30 protein-coding genes and 1 other annotated feature are annotated in these 26,753 nt (G+C 50.2%); all 30 genes read right to left on the bottom strand.

Annotated elements, in window-relative coordinates:
* Positions 1–13: 13 nt before the first annotated feature.
* Positions 14–1,159, bottom strand: coding sequence for an SEC-C metal-binding domain-containing protein (locus PG862_RS10330; protein WP_270707306.1), 1,146 nt, complete (start codon positions 1,157–1,159; stop codon positions 14–16).
* A 360-nt stretch (positions 1,160–1,519) separates the two neighbouring features.
* Positions 1,520–2,032 carry a nitroreductase family protein gene (locus PG862_RS10325; RefSeq protein WP_270707305.1) on the bottom strand — a complete coding sequence of 171 codons (513 nt, stop codon included), beginning with the start codon at positions 2,030–2,032 and terminating at the stop codon, positions 1,520–1,522.
* 29 nt (positions 2,033–2,061) lie between these two features.
* The gene (gene greA / locus PG862_RS10320; protein WP_022360596.1) at positions 2,062–2,565 is read right to left on the bottom strand and encodes a transcription elongation factor GreA; all 504 of its coding nucleotides are present in this window, start codon (positions 2,563–2,565) and stop codon (positions 2,062–2,064) included.
* A 3-nt stretch (positions 2,566–2,568) separates the two neighbouring features.
* Complete coding sequence (gene glmM / locus PG862_RS10315; RefSeq protein ID WP_118629308.1) at positions 2,569–3,921, bottom strand: phosphoglucosamine mutase; 1,353 nt, start codon at positions 3,919–3,921, stop codon at positions 2,569–2,571.
* Positions 3,922–4,100: 179 nt separating this feature from the next.
* On the bottom strand, positions 4,101–4,955 hold the full coding sequence (gene rfbD, locus PG862_RS10310; protein WP_107001395.1) for a dTDP-4-dehydrorhamnose reductase: 855 nt from the start codon (positions 4,953–4,955) through the stop codon (positions 4,101–4,103).
* Positions 4,955–5,977, bottom strand: a complete 1,023-nt coding sequence (gene rfbB / locus PG862_RS10305) for a dTDP-glucose 4,6-dehydratase (RefSeq protein ID WP_270707304.1) — start codon at positions 5,975–5,977, stop codon at positions 4,955–4,957. Before rfbB ends, rfbD begins: the two co-directional genes overlap by 1 nt.
* A gap of 14 nt (positions 5,978–5,991) precedes the next feature.
* On the bottom strand, positions 5,992–6,885 hold the full coding sequence (gene rfbA / locus PG862_RS10300; protein WP_022360600.1) for a glucose-1-phosphate thymidylyltransferase RfbA: 894 nt from the start codon (positions 6,883–6,885) through the stop codon (positions 5,992–5,994).
* A gap of 288 nt (positions 6,886–7,173) precedes the next feature.
* Entirely contained in the window at positions 7,174–7,953 is a 780-nt protein-coding gene (locus PG862_RS10295; RefSeq protein ID WP_117796074.1) for a class B sortase, read from the bottom strand.
* Positions 7,922–8,410 (bottom strand): deoxycytidylate deaminase, encoded by a 489-nt coding sequence (locus PG862_RS10290; RefSeq protein ID WP_022360603.1) that lies wholly within the window; start codon positions 8,408–8,410, stop codon positions 7,922–7,924. Before PG862_RS10290 ends, PG862_RS10295 begins: the two co-directional genes overlap by 32 nt.
* A gap of 31 nt (positions 8,411–8,441) precedes the next feature.
* Positions 8,442–9,518, bottom strand: a complete 1,077-nt coding sequence (gene prfA, locus PG862_RS10285; RefSeq protein WP_107001390.1) for a peptide chain release factor 1 — start codon at positions 9,516–9,518, stop codon at positions 8,442–8,444.
* A gap of 18 nt (positions 9,519–9,536) precedes the next feature.
* Positions 9,537–10,535 (bottom strand): N5-glutamine methyltransferase family protein, encoded by a 999-nt coding sequence (locus PG862_RS10280; RefSeq protein ID WP_118472589.1) that lies wholly within the window; start codon positions 10,533–10,535, stop codon positions 9,537–9,539.
* A gap of 32 nt (positions 10,536–10,567) precedes the next feature.
* Positions 10,568–11,524 carry a DUF1385 domain-containing protein gene (locus PG862_RS10275; protein WP_270707302.1) on the bottom strand — a complete coding sequence of 319 codons (957 nt, stop codon included), beginning with the start codon at positions 11,522–11,524 and terminating at the stop codon, positions 10,568–10,570.
* 232 nt (positions 11,525–11,756) lie between these two features.
* Entirely contained in the window at positions 11,757–11,966 is a 210-nt protein-coding gene (rpmE, locus tag PG862_RS10270) for a 50S ribosomal protein L31 (RefSeq protein ID WP_022360607.1), read from the bottom strand.
* 316 nt (positions 11,967–12,282) lie between these two features.
* Positions 12,283–14,094, bottom strand: a complete 1,812-nt coding sequence (rho, locus tag PG862_RS10265) for a transcription termination factor Rho (RefSeq protein WP_118638294.1) — start codon at positions 14,092–14,094, stop codon at positions 12,283–12,285.
* A 372-nt stretch (positions 14,095–14,466) separates the two neighbouring features.
* Positions 14,467–15,789, bottom strand: a complete 1,323-nt coding sequence (locus PG862_RS10260; protein ID WP_118492413.1) for a replication-associated recombination protein A — start codon at positions 15,787–15,789, stop codon at positions 14,467–14,469.
* Positions 15,790–15,798: 9 nt separating this feature from the next.
* Complete coding sequence (locus tag PG862_RS10255) at positions 15,799–16,515, bottom strand: polysaccharide deacetylase family protein (protein WP_181357236.1); 717 nt, start codon at positions 16,513–16,515, stop codon at positions 15,799–15,801.
* A 234-nt stretch (positions 16,516–16,749) separates the two neighbouring features.
* The gene (locus PG862_RS10250; protein ID WP_022360611.1) at positions 16,750–17,589 is read right to left on the bottom strand and encodes an undecaprenyl-diphosphate phosphatase; all 840 of its coding nucleotides are present in this window, start codon (positions 17,587–17,589) and stop codon (positions 16,750–16,752) included.
* 12 nt (positions 17,590–17,601) lie between these two features.
* The gene (locus tag PG862_RS10245) at positions 17,602–18,276 is read right to left on the bottom strand and encodes a uracil-DNA glycosylase (protein WP_022360612.1); all 675 of its coding nucleotides are present in this window, start codon (positions 18,274–18,276) and stop codon (positions 17,602–17,604) included.
* 165 nt (positions 18,277–18,441) lie between these two features.
* On the bottom strand, positions 18,442–19,104 hold the full coding sequence (locus PG862_RS10240; RefSeq protein ID WP_270707299.1) for an SIR2 family NAD-dependent protein deacylase: 663 nt from the start codon (positions 19,102–19,104) through the stop codon (positions 18,442–18,444).
* Between the two features lie 164 nt (positions 19,105–19,268).
* Entirely contained in the window at positions 19,269–19,640 is a 372-nt protein-coding gene (gene rplL, locus PG862_RS10235; protein WP_107001383.1) for a 50S ribosomal protein L7/L12, read from the bottom strand.
* A gap of 104 nt (positions 19,641–19,744) precedes the next feature.
* On the bottom strand, positions 19,745–20,233 hold the full coding sequence (rplJ, locus tag PG862_RS10230; protein WP_022360614.1) for a 50S ribosomal protein L10: 489 nt from the start codon (positions 20,231–20,233) through the stop codon (positions 19,745–19,747).
* A 47-nt stretch (positions 20,234–20,280) separates the two neighbouring features.
* Positions 20,281–20,415, bottom strand: a sequence feature (ribosomal protein L10 leader region).
* A 37-nt stretch (positions 20,416–20,452) separates the two neighbouring features.
* On the bottom strand, positions 20,453–21,220 hold the full coding sequence (ispD, locus tag PG862_RS10225; protein WP_118293361.1) for a 2-C-methyl-D-erythritol 4-phosphate cytidylyltransferase: 768 nt from the start codon (positions 21,218–21,220) through the stop codon (positions 20,453–20,455).
* A gap of 115 nt (positions 21,221–21,335) precedes the next feature.
* A complete protein-coding gene (gene tsaD, locus PG862_RS10220; protein WP_270707298.1) occupies positions 21,336–22,505 on the bottom strand; it encodes a tRNA (adenosine(37)-N6)-threonylcarbamoyltransferase complex transferase subunit TsaD in 1,170 nt (389 codons plus the stop codon).
* Between the two features lie 5 nt (positions 22,506–22,510).
* On the bottom strand, positions 22,511–23,422 hold the full coding sequence (locus tag PG862_RS10215) for a ribonuclease Z (protein ID WP_022360617.1): 912 nt from the start codon (positions 23,420–23,422) through the stop codon (positions 22,511–22,513).
* A gap of 221 nt (positions 23,423–23,643) precedes the next feature.
* On the bottom strand, positions 23,644–23,886 hold the full coding sequence (locus PG862_RS10210; RefSeq protein WP_181357235.1) for a hypothetical protein: 243 nt from the start codon (positions 23,884–23,886) through the stop codon (positions 23,644–23,646).
* 116 nt (positions 23,887–24,002) lie between these two features.
* Positions 24,003–24,407, bottom strand: coding sequence for an ACT domain protein (locus PG862_RS10205; RefSeq protein ID WP_022360619.1), 405 nt, complete (start codon positions 24,405–24,407; stop codon positions 24,003–24,005).
* Between the two features lie 85 nt (positions 24,408–24,492).
* The gene (gene rimI, locus PG862_RS10200) at positions 24,493–24,981 is read right to left on the bottom strand and encodes a ribosomal protein S18-alanine N-acetyltransferase (protein ID WP_118570264.1); all 489 of its coding nucleotides are present in this window, start codon (positions 24,979–24,981) and stop codon (positions 24,493–24,495) included.
* Positions 24,981–25,730 (bottom strand): tRNA (adenosine(37)-N6)-threonylcarbamoyltransferase complex dimerization subunit type 1 TsaB, encoded by a 750-nt coding sequence (tsaB, locus tag PG862_RS10195; RefSeq protein ID WP_117796084.1) that lies wholly within the window; start codon positions 25,728–25,730, stop codon positions 24,981–24,983. Before tsaB ends, rimI begins: the two co-directional genes overlap by 1 nt.
* A gap of 23 nt (positions 25,731–25,753) precedes the next feature.
* A complete protein-coding gene (tsaE, locus tag PG862_RS10190) occupies positions 25,754–26,179 on the bottom strand; it encodes a tRNA (adenosine(37)-N6)-threonylcarbamoyltransferase complex ATPase subunit type 1 TsaE (RefSeq protein WP_022360622.1) in 426 nt (141 codons plus the stop codon).
* The gene (locus PG862_RS10185; RefSeq protein ID WP_270707295.1) at positions 26,176–26,673 is read right to left on the bottom strand and encodes a YcxB family protein; all 498 of its coding nucleotides are present in this window, start codon (positions 26,671–26,673) and stop codon (positions 26,176–26,178) included. Before PG862_RS10185 ends, tsaE begins: the two co-directional genes overlap by 4 nt.
* Positions 26,674–26,753 lie beyond the last annotated feature (80 nt).

The raw sequence follows: 26,753 nt of genomic DNA, 5'->3' as shown, positions 1-26,753 counted from the left end.
TCACCTCTGAGTATTAATTTCTTCCACAACACTTCTTATATTTCTTCCCAGATCCGCAAGGACACGGATCATTCGGATAAATCTTCTCCACCTTTTTCGCGGTTACCGGTGCTGGCTGGGACATTTCCGGCACCATCGCCGGCATGCCGCCGATCATACCTCTCTCACTTAATTCCCACGGTTTATTTCCACGGTTTTCTTTTGTTCTCGTATTGTTGAACGCATCCATGAGAAGTCTTAAAAATTCGCCCATCTGCTGCTCGCTCTGGAAAACAATCCCTTCTTCATGCATCTTATTCATCAGTTCTGCCGGTGATTTTCCTTCATAGCTGTTGGTCCACGTCTCAAAGCACCATCTAGCCGCTTTCTCATACGACACATCCAATTTTTTTATGAAATAGGACTCCAGCTCCTTATAAGCCAGTACCCCTGACTCATACCCTTTCTGACAGATTTCATCCAACTGCTGTGCAGACGGAATATAGAATTTTTTATTCTGCTGCTGTTTCAACAAAGCAGTGAGTCCATCACCCTCAAAAACTGGAAGATGTACATACAATCCCCTCTCGGAATAAAGCGGATTCTCTTTCGGCAGGTCCTGCATTCCCAGTTTCTCCATCGGGAAAATGCAGGATTCTGTGATGTCCTCCGGCATTTCCTCCAGCATCCCGATCATTTCTTCGATCGTGCCTTTCACCTTCAATTTGTACAGTTCATACAAAATTTCCAACGGCGCAATCTCATAATAATCGATAAAGAAGCTGATACACTTCATCAGCCAGCCTTTTTTGCTCTGAACCGCCCGGAATGCCTCATCGTCAATCCCGCTAAACCCCTGTGCAATCTCTTCAAAGACAGTAAAGCAGTCACTCACTTCCTCAAAACTTCCAAGTACGTATTTATATAACTGCATTCCATCCATAATCTCTTCTGCAGAAATTTTCTGTGGCTCGGTACAGGCTTTGCAAAAAAGCACCATCTGCTCTTTCGTCAGGCATGAAAGTCTGCCCCGGAGTGCCTCTTTTGTCGTTAAATATTCAACAATTCGGTCAATCAGGTCATCCTTTTTAAGCCGGGAACAGTTCTTTAACTCGTAGCTTCTTGCTTCGTTTAATAAGTCTTCTTTGGTCCATTCTTTTAAATATTCTCTTAATAACATACCATTTCCTTTTCTCATCTTACATCGTTTCATGCTTCTCTTCATATTTTTTTATTATACTTTTAAATGCACATGGATTGCAAGATATATCGTTACATATTTCTGCTTCGCGCGAGTGCGCATCATTGGCATTACACAAAAATACAGCCTGTCTCCAAGCTTCTCAGGAAACAGACTGTATCGATTAAGGATTATGGTAAATAAAGGATTGTCGTAACTGTTCAGTAGGTCTGCGCATTTACTGCGCTGACCGTACGAAAACATGGGCCAGCAGGCAAAAATCCCATTGCCGCAGGCAATTTTTAATGGATTTTTGCGCGTGACTGTGAAGGTACTGAACAGTTACGGATTGTCTATATTTTACAGAAATACTGCCAGCTCTTCTAGCGGCTTGCGATCTGTATGCAGCCTGGACGGATGAGCTGTCTCTGCCGGATATCCAAGCGGCAGATAGGCCGTCGGCTGTAAGCCCTTCATCTCTGGGAACTGCTCCAGCAATTTTTCTGGATTAAACATACCAACATACGTTGTTCCCAGTCCCAGTTCTGCTGCCTGCAGCATCATCTGGGAAACCGCCAATGTCACATCGATCTCTCCATGGTTTTTCCCGTCCTCTTCCCTTTTCCAGGAAATCTCTGGATCATAGGCTGCTACAATCACAACCGGCGAATGAAACTGACACGCCGTACATGCATCCGCTTTCGCCAGAGCCTCCTCACTCTGCATCACGAAAAAGCGCTGTGGCTGTAAGTTATGTGCCGTCGGGGCTTTGCGTCCCGCCTCCAGCACTTTCTGTAATTTTTCTGCCTCAACCGGACGGCTGTCAAATTTACGAAGTGAATAACGTGCATCACATAATTCTTCAAATTTCATAGTAATCAAAACTCTCCTTTGCGTTACAACTAATAGCTCCGAATCCGATCCGAATCCTCTTCCCCCGTCTTCTCGATCTTCCGGATCTCCACCACATAGCTGCTCTTATCGTTGACCTTCACTTCCACCTGGTCACCCACATGGTGTCCTTCGATCGCTTTTCCGAGCGGCGACTCGATGCTGATCCGGTTTTCCAGGGAATTGCCCCGGATGCTCGTTACCAGACGGTATACTTCTTCCTCGTCGTCATCCTCAAAATACAGGGTAACCGTATCATTCATTCCGACCTCATCCGGGCGGGATTCTTCCGATACGATCTTAGCGTGCTTCAGCATATTTTCCAGATAGCGAATACGGCTTTCATTCCGGTTCTTATCCTTCTTAGCAGCATAATATTCGAAGTTTTCGCTCAAGTCACCCTGTGCGCGCGCCTCCTTGACCGCCTCGATCGCCTCTTTGCGGACCACCAGCTTCCGATGGTCGATCTCTTCCTGAATCTTCTTTACATCACTTTCTGTCAGCTGCTCTCTCATGTCTTACTCTGCCAGTCCCTTTTTTTCTATCATTTCTACAACCTGTGCTACATATTTTCCGCAGATTTCATCCGTCGGTGCCTCGACCATCACGCGGATCAGCGGCTCCGTACCACTCGGACGAACTAAGATTCGACCGGTATCGCCCAACGCATCCGATACCTTCTGAACCTCCGCCTGCACGTCGCGGTCTGCCTGCGCCGCCTCTTTATCCTTGACTCTGACATTTTTCAGAACCTGAGGATAAATCTGCACCTCGTCAGCCAGCTTTGCAAGTGTCTCTTTCTTCTCCAGAATCACTTCCATCAGCTTTAATGATGTTAAAATGCCGTCTCCGGTCGTCGCGTGCTTGCTGAAAATGATATGACCCGACTGCTCGCCTCCCAAGCAGTGGCCGTTCTGGGACATATTTTCATAGACATACTTATCGCCAACTGCCGTCTTCTCATAGGAAATACCATCGCGCTCAAATGCCTTATAAAGACCGAAGTTTGACATAACCGTGGTGACAACTGTATTGTTGACCAGCGTGCCCTGTTCTTTCATGTATTTTCCGCATACATAGAGGATCTTGTCGCCATCCACCAGCTTGCCTTCACTGTCCACTGCCAGGCAGCGGTCCGCATCTCCATCATAAGCGAATCCAACGTCCAGATGATTTTCAACCACGTATTTCTGCAGTCCCTCGATGTGGGTGGAACCGCAATTTGTATTGATATTCAGACCGTCCGGCGTGTTGTTGATGACGTGCGTCTCCGCGCCCAGTGCATCGAATACGTTTTTCGCAATCGCGGAAGCGCTTCCGTTTGCACAGTCCAGACCTACCCGCATATTTTTGAAAGACCGTGTTGCCAGGGAAATCAGATAACCGATATAGCGGTTGCGTCCCGCTGCATAGTCAACGGTGCGTCCGATCGCATCGCGCTTGGCAAATGGAATTTCGCCCATCTCGCCATCCAGATACGACTCAATCTTCTCGATCGTCTCCTCCTCCAGTTTCTCGCCGCGTCCATTGATGACCTTGATTCCGTTGTCATAGTATGGATTGTGGCTTGCGGAGATCATGATACCGCAGTCAAACTCCTCGGTGCGTACAACATACGATACACTCGGAGTAGTTGTCACGTGAAGCAGATAGACATCTGCGCCGGAAGCGGTCAGTCCCGATACCAGCGAATACTCAAACATATAGCTGCTGCGTCTCGTATCCTTGCCGATCACGACCCGGCAGCGATCTGCTTTCGTCTTCTGTCCATAGTACCAGCCCAGGAAACGACCTACTTTATAGGCGTCCTCCACGGTCAGCGTCACATTTGCCTCGCCGCGGAATCCGTCTGTTCCAAAATATTTACCCATTTTGAGAGTTCCTCCTACATCATCAAATACAGAGTCCAAAGGTCATGTACATTTATGGAAATACCCCACTAACATACATGACCTTCTACGATTTTGATTCCAACCTGAAGAAAATCCTGCAGCCAACGGCGCTTCACACTTTCTGCCGCTGCTGCTTTCTATGTCTGATTGCACATTTTTTACTGAATTTCTTTCAGATAGCGACCTACCGCATCCTGCCAGGACGGAAGGCGCTCAAATCCGTTGTCCGAAAGTTTTTCTTTGCTGATCCGGCTGTTCATCGGGCGTTTTGCCTGACCCGGATAAGCAGCTGTATACTCGGCAGTGCTGACCGGCGTCACCTTGACGTCCATGCCCGCCTGTTTAAAGATCTCAACTGCAAATTCATACCAGCTGCAAAGTCCCTCATTCGTCGCATGGTAACGACCATATTTATCACTCTGAATCATATCAACCAGCAAACGTGCCAGATCGTATGTGTAAGTCGGGGAACCGATCTGATCATCCACAACACTGACTGCCCCGCGCTCTTTGCCAACGCGCAGCATCGTCTTGATGAAGTTCTTGCCGTTCACGCCAAATACCCACGCTATACGGACGATGAAAAACTTCTTTACCAGCTCCTCGACTGCCAGCTCACCCTCATACTTCGACTGACCGTAGGCGTTGAGTGGTTCCCGGTGGTCATCCGGCTCCCACGGGCGGGTGCCCTGACCGTTGAATACATAATCGGTGCTGATGTACATCATTTTGATGTCCAGACCTTTGCAGACCTCAGCGATATTTCTCGTTCCATCTGCATTGACTTTACGGCAGAGTTCCATATTCTGTTCCGCTGCGTCTACTGCAGTATATGCAGCGCAGTGGATCACTGCATCCGGCTTTGCCTCGGTGATCACGCGGCGGCATGCCTCTGCATCGGTAATATCCATCTCATCGACATCCACACCGATGCCAGTAAGACCCTGTTTTTTCAGCTCATTCATCACGTCATAGCCAAGCTGGCCTTTAACGCCTGTCACTAATACTCTCATTATAATCTATCTCCATACATTTTTTCGAAGTACTGGCTGTACTCACCGCTTAAAATGTGTTTCCACCAGTCCTGATTGTTCAGATACCAGTCGATCGTCTGACGAATGCCGGTGTCAAAATTGTATTTCGGCTTCCAGCCAAGCTCCGTCTCGATCTTGGTCGGATCGATCGCATAACGGCGGTCATGACCCGGACGATCCTTGACGTAACGGATCAGGCTTTCCGGCTTGTCCAGCGCTTTCAGGATGGTTTTGACAACCTCCAGGTTGGTCCTCTCATTGTGTCCGCCGATGTTGTAAATCTCACCGACGCGTCCCTTGTGGAGAATCAGATCGATCGCCTCACAATGATCGGATACGTGCAGCCAGTCGCGAACGTTCGCGCCGTCGCCGTATACCGGAAGTTCCTCGTCTGCCAGCGCACGGCTGATCATCAGCGGAATCAGCTTCTCCGGAAAATGATATGGACCGTAATTGTTGGAGCAGCGGGATACTGTCACCGGAAGTCCGTAGGTTCTATGGTATGCCAATACAAACAGATCCGCACTCGCCTTGGAAGAAGAGTACGGGCTGGAGGTATGAAGCGGGGTCGTCTCCGTGAAGAAGAGATCCGGGCGGTCTAACGGCAGATCGCCGTATACCTCATCGGTCGATACTTGATGATAACGTTTAATTCCATAGGTGCGGCAGGCATCCAGCAGGGTGGTCGTTCCCATGACATTGGTACGGACAAATGCCTCCGGGTCCGTGATGGAACGGTCTACGTGGCTCTCCGCTGCAAAGTTTACAACGACATCTGGTTTTTCCTCTTCAAACAGCTTGAATACGAAGTCGCGGTCTGCGATATCGCCGTGTACAAATTTGTAATTTGGTTTGTTTTCAACCGGTTTCAGTGTCTCTAAGTTACCCGCATAGGTCAGAAGATCCAGATTGATGATCTGATACTCCGGGTATTTATTTACCATATGGTGTACGAAGTTTCCGCCGATGAATCCGGCTCCGCCTGTCACGATAATCTTCATTGTTTTAACTCCTTTTAATTCTGATGTATTTTATCAACATATTTCCCATCCAGTACGTCTTTCAGATATTTGCCATACTGGTTTTTCTTGTATACCTCGTATGCCTCCAGCACTTCTTCCTTGCTGATCCAGCCGTTTAAGTACGCAATCTCCTCCAGGCACGCGATCTTGCGGTGCTGGTGGGTCTCTACTGTCTTAACGAAATTGGTTGCCTCAACTAAGGACTCATGTGTACCGGTATCGAGCCAGGTAAAGCCCTGTCCCAGAAGAATGACATCCAGATCGCCATTTTCCAGATAGATGCGGTTCAAATCGGTAATCTCAAGCTCGCCTCTGGCAGACGGTTTTAACTGTTTCGCATACTCTACTACCCGGTTGTCATAGAAATACAGACCCGTTACACAGTAATTGGACTTCGGTTTCTCCGGCTTCTCCTCGATGGAGATCGCCTTGCCCTGGTCGTCAAATTCTACGATACCGAAGCGCTCCGGATCATCGACATAGTAGCCAAATACAGTCGCGCCCTCTTTCTTGGCAGAGGCAGCACGCAGGCGTTTCACAAGTCCCTGACCCTGGAAAATATTGTCGCCCAGAATCATCGCCACGGAATCGTCTCCGATGAACTCCTCGCCGATGATAAATGCCTGTGCCAGTCCATCCGGACTTGGCTGCACGGCATAGCTTAAATGTAAACCAAACTGATGTCCATCGCCCAACAATTCCTTAAAACGCGGTGTGTCATCCGGTGTCGAAATAATCAGAATATCCCGGATTCCCGCGTTCATCAGAACGGAGATCGGATAGTAAATCATCGGTTTGTCATAAATCGGAAGCAGCTGTTTGGAAGTTACGCGTGTCAGCGGGTAAAGGCGTGTGCCTGAACCGCCTGCTAAAACGATACCCTTCATATCTTGTTCTCCTCATATGTTTTATTTTCACGCCTCTTTTCTAAAAAAAGGCAGATCTCATCACTATAAGTAATATACCACATTTGCCTGCTGCTTGCAAATTTATTTGCTTTGCACTTCTTTCTTGCATTGTACAATCGTAACTGTTCACGGGTAGGCACTTTTGGAACCGAAAGTGCCGTAAGAAAACGTGGTGGCAACAGGAATTTGCCGTATTTAAATGCGGAGCCACGGCAAATTCCGTTACTGGGCACGTATACGTGAACTGTAACGTACAATCCATAAGCATCATTCATCCACTGCATACACAATCGTCCGCGCATCCGCAAATTCATAACTGCACGTCACAAAGGAATACAAGTGGGAAACCTCCTCGTCTGGCAGTTCGCGAAACCGGCATCCCTCCGTCATTTCTTCTATATAAGGATGCATCTCCGACCGATCCGCAAATTCCGTCCTACGCCGTTCCCCCTGACTGCCCGCAGTGAGCGCTGCAATCAGACGGAGTGTCCGCCTTTTCCCATCTGGGAAATAGAGATAAGCAGTCCGATGCTTCTGGAAGAAATCTTCGTCTTTCAGGCGGATCAGCTCGGAAAACCGGCTTCCGTCCTTCATATGATGCCCGTAAAAAATCGAATGAAAATCCGATGCATCCGGTGCACTCTCGCAGTCCAGAAAGACAGTCCCGGCTGGATCTGGTTTTCCATCCAGCCCGATGCTGCGGTACGATTCATTGTCGGTTGTCTGGACAATCGGTTCGTCGATGTGAGTACCGGGAATGCGAATCCAGGCGATGACGTCGGCATTCTGGCATTTTAAGGCTGCGAAATCTGGCTGCCATATCGGCTCTGACGCATCTGAATCAGATTTTCCAGATAAATTCTGCTCTACATTTCCTTCAGATTGGGAATCTCTGTTTTCCGCCCTTCTAACCGCATCCCCCACACCATCCGCCAGAACCAGACATCCAATCACGATCAAAAAAGCACAGAAGATGCGGCGTGCCCAGCGGGCAGCGCCGTCTCCTGTGCGCTTCTTAGTACCCAAATTTTCCTTCCAGCGATTCATCTTCGCGGATCCAATCTTCTACATCGACTTTTCGGTACTCATTTTTCGTATCACGGATATAGACATGTTCAATTCCGGCATTGATTACCATGCGCTTGCACATCGAACAGCAGCTCGATTTTTCCACATACCCGCCGGTTCTCGCATCGACACCGGTCAGATACAGCGACGCGCCGATCATGCGCTCTCTGGAGGCACTGATCAGGGCATTGGCCTCGGCATGGACACTGCGGCACAACTCGTACCGCTCGCCGCGCGGCACATGAAGCTCCTCGCGGATGCAGCGACCGATATCGGAACAGTTTTTCCGTCCGCGCGGGGCACCCACATAGCCGGTCGAGATAACCTCATCGTTATTCACAATCACTGCCCCGTAGTGCTTTCGCAGACAGGTACTCCGCTGCGAAACCATTTCCGCCAGATCCAAATAATAATTGACTTTATCTCTTCTTTCCATATAGGATCCCCCTTCCGTTTTCTCTAATTCTTTAGATGCCCTCATTCATCTTCGCCAGCTTCGCCGCCTGATCGGCTGCAATTAAGCTGTCAATGATCTCATACAGATCGCCGTCCATGATCGAATCGATCTTATACAAGGTCAGTTTGATGCGGTGCTCGGTCACACGTCCCTGCGGGAAGTTATAGGTACGGATCTTCTCGGAACGGTCACCGGTACCAATCTGGCTGCGGCGTTCTGCCGCTTCCTCGTTCTGGCGTCTCTCCAGCTCCAGATCATATAGCTTGGAACGCAGAAGACGGAACGCCTTTTCCTTGTTCTGTAACTGCGATTTCTCAGTCTGGCTGTAGATCACGATACCGGTTGGAATATGGGTCAGACGTACCGCGGAGTCAGTCGTGTTGACACACTGTCCACCGTTTCCGGACGCACGCATAACGTCAATACGGATATCTTTATCATCGATGACAACGTCCACATCCTCTGCCTCCGGCATCACGGCAACCGTCGCGGTCGAGGTATGGATACGTCCGCCGGACTCGGTCTCCGGCACACGCTGTACGCGGTGGACACCGCTCTCGTACTTCATCTTGGAGTAAGCGCCCTGACCGGTAATCATGAAAACGACCTCCTTGAAGCCGCCGATTCCATTTTCACTGACGCTGACAAGCTCAGTTTTCCAGCGGTTGCGCTCTGCAAAGCGCACATACATACGGTACAGTTCGGACGCAAATAATGCCGCCTCATCGCCGCCTGCACCTGCACGGATCTCGACGATAACGTTCTTTTCATCGTTCGGATCCTTCGGAAGAAGCAGAATTTTTAATTCCTGCTCCAGATCTTCGATGCGCTTTTTCGCAGCATTTAACTCTTCCTTCGCCATCTCGCGCATCTCCTCGTCGGATTCCTCATCCAGAAGCGCCAGACTGTCCTCTACGTCCTGTTTTGCCTTCTTATACTCTTTATATGCCTCCACAATCGGAGCCAGATCCGACTGCTCCTTCATCAGCTTGCGGAAACGATTTGTATCGCTTGCCACTTCCGGGCTGCCGAGCTCTTCCATCAGCTCTTCATAACGGATCAGCAAATCATCCAATCTGTCAAACATGATATCCTCCTCTATCGTCTAACGGTTCCACCGTGCCTTTACCACGCGGTTAAGCCCCGGCTCATCCTTTATCACTTCTATCTCCCGATACCCGGCGATGGTCAGTATCCGGCTGACCGCCTCCGCCTGGTCATATCCTATCTCAAAATATACGCAGCCGCCCTTGTTCAGATGTTTGCTGCACTCCAGCGCCAGAACCCGGTAAAAATACAGACCGTCCTCGCTGCCGTCCAGCGCCAGCCGAGGCTCATGGTCGCGTACCTCCGGTTCCAGACCGTCGATCACCGCCGATGGGATATATGGCGGATTCGACACAATCACATCGTACATGACATCCGCCTCCACCGCCTGAAACAGATTGCTCTGCAAAAGTGTCAGGCTGTGTTCCTCGATCTCTGCCTGCAGGCGCGGTCCCTTTGCCAGCCACGTTTTCAGGCGGATGCACCACGGATCCTCCGATACCTGAAACGATTCTGACCGCGCAGTTCCCTTCTGAATCAAAAAGAGACGTCTCGCATTTTTCTTTGCCACGCGCAGCGCCGCCTCGGAAATATCCACCGCCGTCACGTTCTGGTAGCCGCCAAGCACGGCAAGGCTGATCGCGATACAGCCGGATCCGGTACACATATCCAAAAGTTTCAGATCCTTTTCCGGGTAATCCCGAAGAACCCGCTCAACTAACGTCTCCGTATCCTGGCGCGGAATCAGGACATTTTCATCGACAGAAAATGTCATTCCCATAAAATCCTGCATTCCCAGAATCTGCTGCAGTGGAATGCGCTCTGCCCGTTTCTGAAGCATTTCCTGATAGCGCCCATAGCCCTTTTCCAGGCGTTCCGCATGGATCGGACGGTTCTGATCCAGATAATAATGCACCCGGTCAATCCCGAACGCCGCTTCCATCAGATACCAGGCATCCGTCCCTGCGTCCGGTACACCCGCCTCACTTAAGCGCGCGCCGCCCTCATCCAACAGTTCTCTCCAGGTCAGGTCTGTTCTTCCGTTTTCCTCGCTCATCGAATCATCCCCTCTGTCGTACCGTGTTCTATTTATGACTCTTCCAGCTGCTTTTCCCAGCCTGGGAAATTCTCCGTCAGGTATTCTCTCCAGTCAAAAACTGCCTCGGTCGCCGCGATCGCCACCTCAATCATCGAGTCATCCGGCTCCTTCGTCGTCAGACCCTGCATCCACATACCCGGACGGCTCACCAGATCCATAAACTTCGAATTGCTCCGTCCGGCGCACTGCAATACCTCATATGATATACCTGCAATGACCGGAACCAGAATAATACGGCTCAGAATCCGCATCCAGATCGTATCGACCCGGATCACCATAAACATCAGAATACTGATCACCATGACAATCAATATGAAACTGGTACCACAGCGCTTGTGCTCCTTCGAGCTCTCGCGCACATATTTTACCGTCAGCGGATGTCCGTGTTCCACACAGTTGATGCACTTGTGCTCCGCCCCGTGGTACATAAATGTCCGCCGGATGTCCTCCATCCGCGAAACGAGTTTAATATAGATAATAAAAATCGCGATCCGGATCACACCTTCCAGCACTGCCATCAGATGATCCGATGTGATAACTCCCTTAAACAGGTTCGCAATCCCCAGCGGCAGGATCATAAAAATACCAATTGCCAGGATAAACGAAATTACCAGAACTGCTGCCATGATCGCACTCTCCAGCTTCTCGCCGAACACACGGTCTAAAAGCTGTTCGAATTTTCCAGGCTCTGCATCCTCATCATCCTCAAAAAAGCTGGCGGAATACGACAGACTCCGCATGCCGATGATCATCGAATCTGCAAACCGGAACACGCCGCGCACAAACGGGAGCTGTAAAATCTTCGCTTTTTTCGTGATACTCTGGTATGTGTCTTTTTTTACTTCTATCTCTTTGTCAGGCCGGCGGACTGCCACTGCATAGTCCTCGCCTTTCATCATCATGATTCCTTCAATTACCGCCTGACCGCCAATTCCTGAATACTTCATGCTGTCCTTTCAAAATAAAATAAAAAAAGAAGAAAAGTAACTGTTCAGCAGGTCTGCGCATTTACTGCGCTGACCGTACGAATACATGAGCCAGCAGGCAAAAATCCCATTGCCGCAGGCAATTTTTAATGGATTTTTGCGCGTGACTGTGAAGGTACTGAACAGTTACGAAGAAAACAAAAAGGCTGAGTTTAATGTCGCCACTAAAACCCAACCTTTACATGGTTCAAACTTATTTGCCTGCGTTGATGCCGTACTTGCGGTTGAACTTATCGATACGTCCGCGGGCAGCGGCTGCTTTCTGCTGGCCTGTGTAGAATGAATGACACTTGGAGCAAACCTCTACGTGGATGTCTTTCTTGGTAGAACCAGTTACGAACTCGTTACCACAGTTGCAAACTACTTTTGCCTGATAATAGGCTGGATGGATTCCTTCTCTCATTTCTTTCACCTCTCTGAATTTTTCATTGCGATTTCCGACCGCTTTTTTAATTGCAAGCCGTCTTAAAACGGCTCTATATAAAGCTCCGCACATCCAGGCACGCTATTCCATCATTTAAGCGTTCCTTCCACTCGTAAGGACGACTCACGCAGATGTCAGAACTACCGTCTGTTAATACAGCCTTATAATTATATCATGGTGTGTACTTTTTAGCAAGCAATTTTATCTATTTTTCAATACTATTTTTCTTCTTACAGTCCTGTTTTCCTGCCTTGAAGAAAGTCCTCACAGATGCGCTATTGGTGAAACATGATTTTTAGTAAAATGACCCCTTTTTCCGCGTGATCTCTACAAATTCCGTATTGTTCTTCGTCTTGGCAAACAGATCCAGGATCCGCTCGACGGTATCCTCCGGTTTCTGCGTGTTGGTCGCCTTGTGGACGATATCGACCGCTTCCGCCTCGGCGGACGAAAGAAGCAGATCATCTCTTCGCGTACCGGAACGCAGGATATCGAGCGCCGGGAAGATGCGCTTCTCGGAAAGTTTGCGGTCAAGCACCAGCTCCATGTTGCCGGTTCCCTTAAATTCCTCGTAAATAACATCGTCCATACGGCTGCCCGTCTCAATCAGCGCGGTCGCCAGAATCGTCAGGCTGCCGCCCTCGCGTATATTTCTCGCCGCACCGAAGAAGCGCTTCGGCATATGCAGCGCTGCCGGATCCAAACCACCTGAAAGAGTTCGTCCACTCGGCGGAACCACCAGGTTGTAAGCCCTCGCCAGACGGGTGATACTGTCTAAAAGAATCATAACGTCCCTGCCGTGCTCGACAAGGCGCTTCGCCCGTTCTACTACCATCTCCGACACACGTTTATGACGCTCCGGCAGCTCGTCAAACGTCGAATAGATGACCTCGACATTTTCTCCCGTTACCGTCTCACGGATATCTGTCACCTCCTCCGGACGCTCATCGATCAGAAGGATGATCAGGTGCATTTCTGGATGGTTCTTTGTGATGGTCGTCGCCACCTGCTTTAACAGGGTGGTCTTTCCGGCTTTTGGCGGGGATACGATCATGCCTCGCTGTCCTTTTCCGATCGGGGACAGCAGATCCATCACACGCATCGCCATGGAAGTCTTAACCCCCGGATATTCCAGGTGCAGACGTTCATTTGGGAAAATTGGCGTCAGATTTTCAAAATTCGGACGTTTTTCCACCACGCTGGTCGGGTATCCATTGACCGAATTAATATATAATAATGCGGCAAATTTCTCCGTCGCCGACTTCACACGACGGCTTCCGCGCACGATATCACCAGTTTTCAGATTAAAACGGCGGATCTGGGACGGCGCCACATAGACGTCATTTTCACCCGGCAGGAAGTTTTCACAACGGATAAATCCAAATCCATCCGGCATAACCTCCAGGATTCCGTTCGCCTCGATGCCGCTGTCCAGCTCCTGAAATTCATTTTTCAGATCCTCCATGCGTGCATTTTCCACCTCAGTACGGGTGCTTTCCATCTGCTGCACCGGCGCGGTACGTTCCGGCTGACTGTACTCGGAGGCTGCTTCTGCCATCTGCGGTGCCGGTGCGGTATGTTCCGGCTGGCTATACTCGGTTCTTGCGCTCATCGCTTCATTGTAATTGTTACGCGGCACATAGGAATTTCTCTGATACCCCTCTCGCTGCGTGTACTCGCGTCTGCGATTATCCTGATAACGGGTATTATTATTCTCACGGCGTGTATAGGAGCCGTATTCATTCCGGCGGTATCCGCCTTCGCTGCGGCGCTCATAACTGTAATTCTGCCCTCCCGCAGCCCGTTCTCCGTTGGCAGATCTCCGCGGCTGCGAATACGTCTGTGCCGATGTATTCTGCCCTGCATCAGTTCTGCGCGGCTGCACGTGCATTTCCGTTCTCTCTGCCGGTTCCGCCGATCCAGCCGGATGCTCACTGACAGAAGCCTGGGGCGTTTCTTCTTTCTGTCCCTCTTCCACCGGCTTCTCAAGTTCGCACAGCCTGTCTATGATCTCCGCCTTTTTCAGGGTGCTGATCCCCTTTAACCCCTGTGCCTTCGCCATTTCCCGAAGCTGCACCAGAGGGAGTGTCTTTAATTTTTCTCTCATATAATTCTCCTTGCCCTGTTTAATTGTGTCATATTCTCTGGGATTCAAAAATCAGAAATAAGAAACGTGTGGATGTCTTCCAGGTACTTACACGAAACCGGACAGGCAGATACCTGCCCGGCATACCTTTTTAACATAGCCTTTTATGCTGTGACTGCTCTTTATCCTGCAGCCACCTTGGTTTTATTATAAACGGTTTTCATAAAAATTCAAGTAGACATTTTCTTCATACATATCAATTCAGGAACATAGTAACTGTTCACAGGTAGGAATTTTCTGAACTGAAAATTCCGTACGATACAGTTCCGGCAGCAGATTTTGCCGATTTGGAATGCGTAGCATCGGCAAAATCCATCTGAAAAGAAGCTTTTCTCATTCAGAGCCCTTCAGGAAGCGCAGCCACTCCCCAATCTTCTTCTCATACCCATTTTCTGACGGGCGGTAAAATGTGCTGCCCTCCAGTCCATCCGGCAGGTACTGCTGCTTCACATAATGATTCGGATAATCATGTGCATACTTGTACCCGTCGCCATGCCCCAGCTTCTCCGCCCCGCTGTAATGGCAGTCGCGCAGATGGGACGGCACCGTAAAGTTGCCCTTTAACCTGACCGCCTCCTGTGCCTCATCGACGGCCACATACGCCGCGTTGCTCTTCGGCGCGCTCGCCACATAGGTAGCTGCCTGCGACAGGATAATCCGCGCCTCCGGCAGACCAATCCGTTCCACTGCCAATGCCGCGCTGACCGCAACCTGAATCGCCTGCGGATCCGCATTGCCGACATCCTCCGACGCACAGATCATGATACGCCGCGCAATAAATTTGATATCCTCGCCTGCATCCAGCATCTTCGCCAGATAATAAACTGCCGCATCCGGATCGGTACCGCGCATACTCTTGATAAACGCTGAGATCGTATCGTAATGGTTATCCCCCGTCTTGTCATACTTCACGGCACGGCGCTGGATGCACTCCTGCGCCACATCGAGTGTAATGTGAATCAGCCCATCTCCACTCCGTTCCGTTGTGAGAATACCAAGCTCGATCGCATTGAGCGCCGCGCGCGCGTCTCCGCCTGCCATATCGGCCAGAAAATCCAGAGCCTCGTCCGTCGCCTCCGCGCGATAGCTTCCCATGCCCTTTTCCTTGTCATGGATCGCCCGCTCTAAAAGCTCGCGGATATCCGCATTTTCCAACGGTTTCAGCTCAAAAATACGTGATCGGGAAATCAGCGCCCCGTTGACCTCAAAATACGGATTCTCCGTCGTCGCACCAATGAGCAGAATCGTCCCGTCCTCAACAAACGGCAGAAGATAGTCCTGCTGCCCCTTATTAAAGCGGTGAATCTCGTCGATAAACAGGATCGTGCGCTTTCCGTACATCCCCAGCGCATCCTTGGCATCCTGCACGACCTGTTCCATATCTTTTTTCCCCGCCACCGTCGCGTTGAGCTGCTCAAAACGCGCGCTCGTCGTGTTGGCAATCACGCGCGCCAGCGTCGTTTTGCCCGTTCCGGGCGGTCCATAAAAAATCAGCGATCCGAGCTTATCTGCCTTGATCGCCCGGTACAAAAGCTTATCCTTTCCTATGATATGCTTCTGTCCCACCACCTCGTCAAGCGTGGACGGGCGCAGCCTGGATGCCAGCGGCGCCTCCTGCTCGATCGTATTTTTCCGCATATAATCAAATAAATCCATCGTATCCTCTCAATCAATCAGACATTCTTCTATTGTAACAAAAGTATATCCCTCCGCCGTCAATGTGTCAATCGTCTCAAGCGCAGCATCGACCGAAGTCTGATATGCATCATGCATCAGCACCACCGTGTGAACCGCCGCATTTTTGCAGATATGCTTCACAATCCGCGCCGTATTCCGGTTTTTCCAGTCCAGCGTATCGACGTCCCAGAACACCGGCGTCATCGACACTCTCTCCTGAAGCTCCGTACTCCATGAACCATACGGCGGACGTATGTATTCCGGACGTTTTCCCGTGACCGCCTCGATCCAATCGGCCGTCTCCCGAATCTCCTCCACGCTCTTTTCAATCGGCTGGCGCGCCAGATCCACATGTGCCATGCAGTGAACCCCGATGAGATGACCGTCTTTAGCCATCTGTTGCACCAGTTCCTCATTACCCGGAATATTTTCCCCGACCAGAAAAAAAGAGGCTTTCACGCCCCTCTCGCGCAAGCCGTCCAGCAGCTTTTTCGTGTACACCCTGTGCGGTCCGTCGTCGAAGGTCAGCGCCAGCTCCCCGCCGGAAAAGCATTCCGGGGAGGAAACCGTCTGGTCCGTCTGGTCCGCCTGCTCCACTTCCGCCAAATCTTCCCACTGCATCCCCACTGCCAGCCTGCACACGATTCCTAAGAAACACAGATCCAGCAGCACTGCCGTGCACAGGCAGAGCAGTTTTTTCCTCATGGAACCCTTATTTTGAATGATCCGATTTACCATTTTAGACGTGTCAGCCCTGAACTGTGACAGGGCATCCCCTTTATATTTGCGTTTCCGCTTCCATGTATTATATGAATGCAAAAAAGGATCCAGACCTCCGCATTTCTGTCAGGTCTGAATCCTCTTTTTCTATTTAATGTGCTCTCAGAATCTTTCCGCCAGCCGCAAAAGCAAGTGTAGGAAAGACTCCGAGAGTACATTTTAACCTACTAGCGCCGAAATACCAAAGTAGGACAGCACCACGATACCAAGCACAATCCGATAATATCCGAAAAACTTGAAATCATGCTTGCGGACATATCCCATCAGGAACTTGATCGAGTACACAGACACGCCAAATGCGACCACCATACCAAGAACCAGATAAATGAACTCCGCGAAAGAAAATCCGCCGCCCTGAATGAAAAATTTCACAATCTTTAAAAAACTCGCACCGAACATAACCGGAATCCCAAGGAAGAATGAAAATTCTGCCGCCGCCGGACGTGAACAGCCGATCAGCATCGCGCCCAGAATCGTCGCGCCCGAACGGGAAGTACCCGGAATCATCGCCAGCACCTGGAAACAGCCGATCAGTGCCGCTGTCTGGAACGAAATCTGCGTCACGCGCTCAATCGGAAAATGACGGTGTACGTTTCGATTTTCCAGTACGATAAACAAAACGCCGTAGAGAATCAGCATCGCTGCTACGACATAGCCGTTCATCAGTTTATCCATGAAATGGTCAAGCGGAAGCCCAATCACCGCTGCCGGAATGCAGGCTATAATAATTTTTATCCACAAACGGATTGTACCGCGCTTCTGCGCCATCGATTTGTGCGGTGAAAACGGATTCAATTTATTGAAATACAGCACCATAACCGCCAGAATCGCACCCAGCTGGATGACAACCATAAACACTTCCCGGTACGCCTCGCTGACATCCAGATGGATGATCTCATCCACCAGAATCATATGCCCGGTACTGCTGATCGGAAGCCATTCCGTGAAACCTTCCACGATTCCCAGTACAATTACCTTTAAAATCTCAACAAAACTCATGTCTGCTCCTTCCTACACGTTTTCTATCTGCCAGTCGATCGGGGCAACACCATGTTCTTTTAAAAATTCATTGGTCTTGCTGAATGGCCGACTGCCGAAAAATCCACGGTACGCAGACAGCGGGCTCGGATGCGGTGCTTCGAGAATCAGATGCTTCGGATTATTAAGCATCGATTTCTTCGCTTGTGCCGGACGTCCCCACAGAATAAATACCATCGGACGGTCCTGCTCATTTAAGATCTTGATCGCAGCGTCCGTAAACTCCTCCCAGCCGATTCCACGGTGGGAATTTGCCTGATGCGCGCGGACGGTCAGAACTGTGTTCAGCAGCATGACTCCCTGCTTCGCCCATTTCGTCAGATAGCCATTGTTCGGGATGTAGCAGCCGAGATCATCGTGCAATTCCTGATAAATATTCACCAGGGACGGCGGGATTTCCACATCCGGCTTTACCGAAAAGCAAAGCCCATGCGCCTGTCCCGGACCATGGTAGGGATCCTGACCTAAAATAACCACCTTTACCTCGGAAAGAGGGGTAAAATCAAATGCATTGAAAATATCATTCGCATCCGGATATACAACATGCGTCTCATATTCCCGTTTCACAGTATCGTATAACTTTCTGTAATATGGCTTTTTAAACTCTCCGCTGAGCGGAGCCAGCCAGTCATTACTGATTGCTCCCATTGCCCTATCCTCTCGTCCATGTCATTTTCTGTCGTTTTCTGTCAAACGATGGTTCCATTTTAGCACAATCGAAGCGGTTTCTCAAGTTTTGCTTCCCAAATGTCCCCTCTGCAGATAAGTGGACGTTACTGTTCACGCATACGTGCCCAGTAATTAAGTGGACTCTCAATCGCAGGAAGCAAAATTGCGGATAAAGCCGACCGAATTCTGCGGAATCGATACGGTCCTCTCCTGAATATCTCCGACAATCTGGTAAAACTTCTGGTTTATCCGATACATATGCGATTTGCGGTTAAAAAAGACCGTCTTTTCAAAGGGCCAGCGGATGACGGTCGGCGTCTTGAAATCCACTCCCAGCTCGAGAATCAGAAGCGCATGGTTTAAGGTTCCAGCCAGCCATTCCCGGTAGAGATTCCAGCTTTTCAAATAACCTTCCTTGATATACGGATTCGCCAGAACTGTGTTTTCTGTCAGCGGCGCCCCACAGTGCGGGCAGATACCATCCGCCACCTCGCCGCGCTCCCAGATATCCTTCGTACAGCCTTTCGAACACTGAAGCCAGTTCACATTACCGCACGGCGCCGTGATTTTCGTCTCATCCAACGGGCTTTCAAAGATGCGCGCATCCTTTGCGGTTGTCACGATAAAATAATCCTTCCCCTCTGTCATCGATGCCAGCGCCCGGTATGCCTCCTGTACCTCCGCGCCTCCCGCCTTCTCCCATTCGCTTCCAAGCCCAATCAGCAGAAATTCGCACGCCTTAAGCCGTTCCCGAAGCGTTTTAAGTTCCTCATCTGCTGCCGTTTCATTTCTTGTCTTCTCTGCCATCTTGATTTGATTCCCCCGTTTAAAAAAGAGTCTGCATCTTCGCGGAGCGTTTTTTATTTCATAGGATGCAATTTCCCATGAAATAAAAAGAGCCTGGCATGCGCTCACGCACACGCCAGACTCTCCATCTGTAATGCAATTAGCTCTATGCGAAATTACTTAAATTACTTTAAGGTAACTTTAGCGCCTTCAGCCTCTAATTTAGTCTTGATGTCCTCAGCCTCTTCCTTGGAAGCGCCAGCCTTAACTACCTTCGGAGCACCGTCAACTACTTCCTTAGCCTCTTTCAGACCAAGACCTGTAGCTTCACGAACTACCTTGATAACTTTAACTTTGTTCGGGCCAACCTCTGTCAGCTCTACGTCGAACTCAGTCTTCTCTTCTGCTGCCTCAGCTGCACCTGCTGCTGCTACAACAACGCCTGCTGCTGCGGATACACCGAACTCTTCCTCGCAAGCTTTTACTAAATCGTTTAACTCTAATACGGATAATTCTTTGATTGCCTCAATGAACTCAGCTGTTGTTAACTTTGCCATTTTAATATTCCTCCTGTGATTGAATTTTAAATCGACCTTATGCGGCCTCTTGCTTTACTATGCGGCTCTCACGCACCTTACACCCTGCTTTGCAGGTAAGGGTCTTATGCCTCCTGCTGCTCTGCGATCTGTTTGATAACACGAGCGAAGTTTGTGATCGGAGACTGCATGCTTCCAAGAAGTTTTCCAAGAAGAACTTCTCTGGACGGGATGGTTGCGATAACCTGCATGCCCTTTGCATCGTAGTAAGTATCCTCTACAACGCCGCCCTTGATCTCAAGCTTGTCTGCTTTTTTAGCGAACTCAGCTAAAATTCTTGCCGGAGCTGTAGCATCCTCTTTGGATACAGCCAGAGCGGTCGGACCCTCCAGATTCGGCTCCAGAGCCTCGAACGCGGTACCCTTAGCAGCGAAACGAATCATGGTGTTCTTATATACTTTATAAGTAACACCAGCTTCTCTTAACTGCTTACGGAGCTGTGTGTCCTGCTCAACTGTCAGTCCACGGTAGTCAACTACTACTGCGCCCTTAGCGCCGTTGAATAATTCTGCGATTTCAGCAACAACCGGCTGCTTTAATTCAACTTTTGCCATGATTGGTTTACCTCCTGTTTTATTTCTATAACCGCCTGGTAAACGTTTTCTGTAAAATAAAATCCCTCCGTCACTCGCAGGACAGGGGGATAGAAATATACAACGATATCAGTTCCCTCGGCAGGCGTATTAACCTTATGCCTTTCGGCACCTGCTGTCTTCGGCAGTTAAACACGATAAGTACTATAACATAGAAGTCAAGGGTTGTCAATAGACCTATTAACTTTTTTTATTTTGTAAAAATGCAGCCGCAACCTCCATATCCTCCGGCGTTGTCACCTTGATATTCCGGTAAGAACCTTCGGTCAGGCGCACCTTGTGATCGGTCATCGTCTCGACCACCATCGCATCATCCGTCACTCCCTGCTGGTACTCTTCCCGACTCATCATCTTGTCATACGCCGCGCGGATCAGCGGGTAAGTAAATCCCTGCGGTGTCTGAATCATCCAGACATGCGCCCGTTCCGGCGTCACAGAGGCAAATCCGTCCGCATCCACCAGCTTGACCGTATCCTTTGACGGCATGCCTGCCACTGCTGCGCTATAACTTCGTATATCTGATACGATACGTTCAATCATCGGCTCGTCCACAAACGGACGCGCCCCGTCATGAATCAGGACGCAGTCCCCCTCCCCATAGGAAAGCTGGCTGCCGAGCGCCTTTAAACCCTCGTAGACCGAATGGTAGCGCTCTTTTCCGCCCGCAACGATAGCGCGCACCTTGGAAAATCCATATTTTCCTACAATCTCGTCCCGGCAGTACGCGATCTCATCCGCCCCGGTCACCAGAATCACATCATCGACCCGGCTCTCCTCAAACGCGTGAAGTGCATACCAGATGACCGGCTTTTCCTCCAGAAGGAGAAACTGCTTCTGAATCTTGCTTTTCATCCGTTTTCCCTGTCCGGCTGCCAGAACGATAGCGGCGGTGCGGGTCGGATGCGGTGTAATTTTCTCTTTCCCAAATTGATCCAATGTATGTTCCATCTCGTTTCTCCTCCATGCCAGAACGATCTCTTAAAACACTCTTTTTCCACTTTTTGTCAAATCAATATTTTAAAAAAAACTAACCGCAAAACAATTCTTCCTGAAAAAATTTGTATTATCTCTCGCCCAGCTTCAAATTCGGCACCGCATTCAGATCCCAGCCTGCGCGCGCGCCCTTCTTATATTCATAGTACGCCGCCGCGCCGATCATCGCCGCATTGTCCGTACAGAAGATCGGTGACGGATGGAAAAACTGGATGCCCGCCTCTTTACAGGCCTTCTCCATGCCCGCCCGGAGAGCGGAGTTAGATGCCACACCACCGGCGATCGCCACGCGCTTATAGCCATGCTGTTTCGCCGCCTCGATCGTGCGCGATACCAACACTTCCACAACCGCATTCTGGAACGAAGCCGCCAGATCCGGCACATTAATCTCCTCGCACATCATTTTCGCATGGTTAATATAATTTAAGACCGCCGATTTTAAGCCGCTGAAGCTGAAATCATATGGATTGTCGCCCACTTTTGCCCGTGGAAACTCAATCGCATGTGGATTCCCCTCTTTTGCCGCCTTATCGACCTTCGGGCCGCCCGGATAACCGAGCCCGACCGCGCGTGCCACCTTGTCAAACGCCTCGCCTGCTGCATCGTCTCGGGTGCGTCCCAGAATCTCAAATTCGCCATAATCTTTCACAATCACCAGATGTGTATGTCCGCCTGACACGATCAGGCACATGAACGGCGGTTCCAGATCCGGATTTTCGATGAAATTTGCCGATACGTGCCCCTCGATATGGTGTACGCCGACCAGCGGCTTCTTCGCCGCATACGCGAGTGCTTTGGCTTCCGCCACACCGACCAAAAGCGCGCCAACCAGCCCTGGACCGTAGGTAACTGCAATCGCCGTCATCTCCTCCAGACTCATATGTGCCTCTGTCAGCGCCTCTTCAATAACCTGGTTGATCTTCTCGATATGCTTTCTCGACGCAATCTCCGGCACAACGCCGCCAAACAGCGTGTGAAGATCGATCTGGGAAGATATGATATTGGAAAGAACGGTACGTCCGTTTTTCACGACTGAAGCTGCCGTCTCATCACAGGAACTCTCGATTGCAAGAATGTAAACATCTTCTGATGGGTGTCCGTTTTCTGTATCATGCACGGAAATCTCTGCCCCCGATACCGGAGCTTTCCCTAGTCCCCGTCCAAATGCTCCTGAAACTGGCATTTCCATCCGTTCTTCCTTCTTTTCTTCTATATTTTCTCTCTTTTCTTCCGTCTGCATCGCCCTTACTCCTCATCAAATCCCAGCTCTGCCGTCCAACCATCACGGGCGGCTTTCGCTCTCGGGAATATCTCACGCACTTTATCCATATAATCATCCGGACGGATGAGCGACGGGCTGTAATGAGTCAGCCACATTTCCTTCGGCTGGGCCTCCTTCGCCAGGTGCGCCGCCTCCTGGAATGTCATATGCTTGTATTCTCTCGCCTTGGCTTCTTTCCCGTCCTCGCCGTACATGCCTTCACAGATAAACAGATCCGCATCCTTCGCGTACTCCGCAATTACCGGAAGCGGTCTCGTATCGGTACAGTATGCCACCTTGATTCCCTTCCGGTCACCTCCGAGCACCATATCCGGTGTCAGCGTTCTGCCTTCCTCCTCGATCGTCTCCCCCTTCTGCAGGCGGCTCCAGAACTTCTGCGGAATCTCCTGCGCCCGCGCGCGTTCCACATCGAACCGTCCCTTTCTCGGAATCGAAATCGAGTACCCATAACAGGTCACATTATGGTTGACCCGGTACGCATCGATCACATACGGTCCAATCTGAAGCTGCTGTCTCGGCTCCGTCAGCTCAATAAACTCAAGCGGAAACGGCAGTTCCGGCGCGATCGTCCGCAGTGCCGTCACCACGCGTTCCAGTCCCTTCGGTCCAATCATCGTGATCGGCTCCGTCCGCTCCGCATTTCCCATCGTCAACAAAAGTCCCGGCAGACCGCTGATATGATCCGCGTGATAATGTGTAAAACAAATCACATCCACCGGCTTCGGGCTCCAGCCCTTTTCTTTCAACGCAATCTGCGTGCCTTCCCCGCAGTCTATCAGCAAATTGCTGCCCGAGCAGCGGACCATCAAAGCCGTCAGCCACCGATACGGCAGCGGCATCATCCCGCCCGTTCCCAGCAAACATACATCTAACATGAAACATCCTCTTTTCTATTAAATAAATGATTCATAATAAATCTTTTTAATTAAAAGTCATGCAAAAAGCTGTCAAAACACCTTTTCTCCTAACTCCCATATCATTTAATAATATCATAAAGAAATACTATGTTGCAAGCCAGAAATTAAGCAATCCAATTCACTGGAGAGACGCAGATGGCACACCGCCTGTCCCGCGTTTCTCCGTCCCCCTCACGACTCTACAATAGTTCCGTCCTCTCCTCCTTATCTGCCTCAATCAGAAATTCCCGCGTCACTCCATCATAGCACTCCTCGCACAGATCAAAATGATGCACCTCCCCATCTTTCTCCGAAAAATAGTCCCATGCCACATCAAAATGCGCCGCTCCTTCGCGCAGAATGCCTTCTTTCACCGCCAGCTTCTTTCCGCACCGGTTGCAGACAACCGACAGAAGAATGCCGCTCTCTCCATATTTTCTCATGCTCTCCTCGCCTTTCTCTTCTATATACGCAAAATGGAGAAGCCATGTCCTCCACAGCTTCTCCATCATTATACTGTTTTTTATACCGGTTTTTAAGCGGAAAGTGCTGGAAATACTTACAGTACCTTATATCCCTTCGATGTCAGGCAGATGCTGACCTCCCTCACATCGTCCGTGTGAAGCACCATAACCGGCTTGCCAGAATCACGATTGAAGGAGAGATACAGGTAATCTACATTGATATTGCTCTCTTCGAGGGAAATTAACAGACGGTTGAGTGCTCCGACCTCGTCATCCAGTTCGACGCCAAGCACCTCTGTCAGACGGCAGAGATAACCAGCTTCCGCCAGCACTTTCTCCGCGTGCTCTGGATTAGAAACAACCATACGGATAATACCGTACTCCGCACTGTCATTCGTGATCGAACCCCAGATGTTAATATTCTCCTTCTGAAGAAGGGATGTAATATTCTGTAAACGTCCTTTCTTATTCTCTGCAAAAATAGATACCTGACTCAGCATATGAACCTCCTACCGTTCTTTTCTCTTAATTTAACACTGTAAAGTGTTACGCTTTTATCTGTTAAACAGTATACTCATTTCCATTTCATCTGTCAATGCTTTTTCCGCTTCTTTTCCAATAAATCAGCGCATCTTCCGTCGGCCCGCTGTAATAATTCTTCCGAACCGCCTCTTTCTGAAAGCCATACGCCTCATACAGCGCAATCGCCGGGGCATTGGATGCACGCACCTCCAAGGTGATATCCTCGACGTTTTCTTCCTCTGCTTCTCTTAACAGCCGTTCCATCAGAAGCCGCCCATAGCCGCGCCCCCGGCACGCGCCGTGAACCGCGATCCGCATCAGCTCGCCTTCCCCGGCAATGACGCGGAAATTGCAGTAGCCACGGACGGTTTCATCCTCTTTCAGCACCCAGTTTTTATCCCAGCTGCTCGTCAGCAGATCCTGTAAAAGCTTCTCCGACCATGCATCCGAAAAGCATTCCAGTTCCAGTGCCCGGACCGCAGGAAGATCCCCCGGCTGAAAATCCACTATCTGAACACGAAGCTTTTTTTGCGTTCCCGTTCCTGCCGCCATTATTTCTTCTCCACAACCACAATACCGGCTGCCAGCTTATCCATCTCGCCCTGGCGCTCTGCGACCTCGCGCTCGCGCTCCGCCTGCGATTTCCGCAGATAATCCGGCTTGTGTTCGGCTGCCGTCTCAGTCTTTCCCTCTGCCAGATACACTGCACCAAGCGCTGCCACCGCCGAAGCTCGCTGACGGCTCGCCTGTGCCGGTGCAAACGAATACGGCACCTTCATCTCTTCCTCGATCACCGCCCGGTTGACCGGCACACCGTCCCCCAGGAAAATCACGCGCTCGCCGCGCTCATTTAACTCGGCAATCAACGCATGGATATCCGTAATGCACTGTTCTTTCACAATCTCGAACTTCTCTTCATAGCGATAGAGTCCCGTGTACACCTGCTGCCGTCTCGCATCCAGCATCGGGCAGATGAGCGCCGAAGCCCCGTACAGACAATATCCCATCGCATCCATCGTCGGCACATGGATCAGCGGCTTCCCAAGCGCCAGTCCCAGTCCTTTCGCTGTCGCAGAGCCAATCCGAAGCCCCGTAAAAGAGCCCGGACCGCCGGATACTGCGATTGCATCGATGCTTTCCAACGGCACCTCCAGCATTTTCACAATCTCATCAATCATCGGAAGAAGTGTCTGCGAATGCGTTTTTTTCAGATTCACCGTATATTCCGCCGTGATCACATCATCCGTAACAATAGCAACCGATGCCACCAGGGATGCGCTTTCGATTCCCAAAATTCTCATTTTCTCTTTCCTCCTGTCGCCGGCTACTGCTCGTTTACTGAAATTTTCCGGTAATCAAAGCCCTTTTCCAGATCCTTTTCAATCGTGATCTGGATCGGATGTTCCGGCAGGATCTCGCGGATGCGCTCCGACCATTCGATCAGGCAGATGCCCTCGCCGTAGAAATAGTCCTCATAGCCAATCTCATCCATCTCGTCCACATCGCCGAGACGATATACATCAAAATGGTAGAGCGGCAGGCGCCCATCGTCGTACTCCTGCACGATCGTGAAAGTCGGGCTGTTGACCGGTTCCTGAATTCCAAGTCCCGCGGCAAACCCCTGGGTAAAGACCGTCTTTCCTACGCCCAGATCACCATTCAAACAATACACCTGCCCTGCCTGCGCTTCCATTCCAAGCTTTTTTCCAAACGCATACGTCTCTTCCGGGCTGTTTGTTTCTATCATCATGCTCGAATTCCTCTTCTCTTTTCCTGCGGCAGATTTCTTGTAAGCATACTGAGAAAAATCTGCTCCTCCGAACCTCTGAACACGCGCTTCGGCATCAGGTACGCCTTGTCCCGACCCAGGTAAAGCACATAGATTCCCGCGATCTTTTTCACTTTTACCAGCTTATCCCAGCTGATCTCGCCCTTGCTGTTCGCCTGGCGGGCACGGATGCCCTCGTCTCCAATGTGAAATACAATCTCAGCTCCCGTTTTCGCATCCCCGGCGGTGCGCTCTGCCTGTTTCCAGATTGCAAAAATCTGAAAGCCTGTCAAGGCAATCACTCCCAGAATCACCAGATTCGTCACCTGCGTTCCCAGACGTTCCTCGCTGGCTGCCGCCGCAATAATGACGAGCACCGTCAGTATGATGCTTCCGATTCCACGCATTCCCGCCCAGAAATTGTACATTGAATAAATAAAAATCTCTTTTGGCTGTATTTTTACACGTAAGTCCATTTTATCTTCCCCCTAATTTTCTATGCCTTATCCGCCGCCCCATTCCAGTCGGCGGTCCTGCATCATATAACCAACGGCTG

Origin of the sequence: Clostridium fessum (assembly GCF_027698965.1) — a bacterium.
GTDB lineage: Bacteria > Bacillota > Clostridia > Lachnospirales > Lachnospiraceae > Otoolea > Otoolea fessa.
Note: the sequence above shows the minus strand (reverse complement) of the source record. Positions and strands in the feature narration are given on the sequence as shown.

Coding starts and splice junctions, on each gene's coding strand:
- PG862_RS10330 (WP_270707306.1), bottom strand. CDS start 1,159: ATGTTATTAAGAGAATATTTAAAAGAATGGACCAAAGAAGACTTATTA.
- PG862_RS10325 (WP_270707305.1), bottom strand. CDS start 2,032: ATGAAATTTGAAGAATTATGTGATGCACGTTATTCACTTCGTAAATTT.
- greA (WP_022360596.1), bottom strand. CDS start 2,565: ATGAGAGAGCAGCTGACAGAAAGTGATGTAAAGAAGATTCAGGAAGAG.
- glmM (WP_118629308.1), bottom strand. CDS start 3,921: ATGGGTAAATATTTTGGAACAGACGGATTCCGCGGCGAGGCAAATGTG.
- rfbD (WP_107001395.1), bottom strand. CDS start 4,955: ATGAGAGTATTAGTGACAGGCGTTAAAGGCCAGCTTGGCTATGACGTG.
- rfbB (WP_270707304.1), bottom strand. CDS start 5,977: ATGAAGATTATCGTGACAGGCGGAGCCGGATTCATCGGCGGAAACTTC.
- rfbA (WP_022360600.1), bottom strand. CDS start 6,885: ATGAAGGGTATCGTTTTAGCAGGCGGTTCAGGCACACGCCTTTACCCG.
- PG862_RS10295 (WP_117796074.1), bottom strand. CDS start 7,953: ATGAATCGCTGGAAGGAAAATTTGGGTACTAAGAAGCGCACAGGAGAC.
- PG862_RS10290 (WP_022360603.1), bottom strand. CDS start 8,410: ATGGAAAGAAGAGATAAAGTCAATTATTATTTGGATCTGGCGGAAATG.
- prfA (WP_107001390.1), bottom strand. CDS start 9,518: ATGTTTGACAGATTGGATGATTTGCTGATCCGTTATGAAGAGCTGATG.
- PG862_RS10280 (WP_118472589.1), bottom strand. CDS start 10,535: ATGAGCGAGGAAAACGGAAGAACAGACCTGACCTGGAGAGAACTGTTG.
- PG862_RS10275 (WP_270707302.1), bottom strand. CDS start 11,524: ATGAAGTATTCAGGAATTGGCGGTCAGGCGGTAATTGAAGGAATCATG.
- rpmE (WP_022360607.1), bottom strand. CDS start 11,966: ATGAGAGAAGGAATCCATCCAGCCTATTATCAGGCAAAAGTAGTTTGC.
- rho (WP_118638294.1), bottom strand. CDS start 14,094: ATGAGAGAAAAATTAAAGACACTCCCTCTGGTGCAGCTTCGGGAAATG.
- PG862_RS10260 (WP_118492413.1), bottom strand. CDS start 15,789: ATGGATTTATTTGATTATATGCGGAAAAATACGATCGAGCAGGAGGCG.
- PG862_RS10255 (WP_181357236.1), bottom strand. CDS start 16,515: ATGAGGAAAAAACTGCTCTGCCTGTGCACGGCAGTGCTGCTGGATCTG.
- PG862_RS10250 (WP_022360611.1), bottom strand. CDS start 17,589: ATGAGTTTTGTTGAGATTTTAAAGGTAATTGTACTGGGAATCGTGGAA.
- PG862_RS10245 (WP_022360612.1), bottom strand. CDS start 18,276: ATGGGAGCAATCAGTAATGACTGGCTGGCTCCGCTCAGCGGAGAGTTT.
- PG862_RS10240 (WP_270707299.1), bottom strand. CDS start 19,104: ATGGCAGAGAAGACAAGAAATGAAACGGCAGCAGATGAGGAACTTAAA.
- rplL (WP_107001383.1), bottom strand. CDS start 19,640: ATGGCAAAGTTAACAACAGCTGAGTTCATTGAGGCAATCAAAGAATTA.
- rplJ (WP_022360614.1), bottom strand. CDS start 20,233: ATGGCAAAAGTTGAATTAAAGCAGCCGGTTGTTGCTGAAATCGCAGAA.
- ispD (WP_118293361.1), bottom strand. CDS start 21,220: ATGGAACATACATTGGATCAATTTGGGAAAGAGAAAATTACACCGCAT.
- tsaD (WP_270707298.1), bottom strand. CDS start 22,505: ATGCAGACGGAAGAAAAGAGAGAAAATATAGAAGAAAAGAAGGAAGAA.
- PG862_RS10215 (WP_022360617.1), bottom strand. CDS start 23,422: ATGTTAGATGTATGTTTGCTGGGAACGGGCGGGATGATGCCGCTGCCG.
- PG862_RS10210 (WP_181357235.1), bottom strand. CDS start 23,886: ATGAGAAAATATGGAGAGAGCGGCATTCTTCTGTCGGTTGTCTGCAAC.
- PG862_RS10205 (WP_022360619.1), bottom strand. CDS start 24,407: ATGCTGAGTCAGGTATCTATTTTTGCAGAGAATAAGAAAGGACGTTTA.
- rimI (WP_118570264.1), bottom strand. CDS start 24,981: ATGGCGGCAGGAACGGGAACGCAAAAAAAGCTTCGTGTTCAGATAGTG.
- tsaB (WP_117796084.1), bottom strand. CDS start 25,730: ATGAGAATTTTGGGAATCGAAAGCGCATCCCTGGTGGCATCGGTTGCT.
- tsaE (WP_022360622.1), bottom strand. CDS start 26,179: ATGATGATAGAAACAAACAGCCCGGAAGAGACGTATGCGTTTGGAAAA.
- PG862_RS10185 (WP_270707295.1), bottom strand. CDS start 26,673: ATGGACTTACGTGTAAAAATACAGCCAAAAGAGATTTTTATTTATTCA.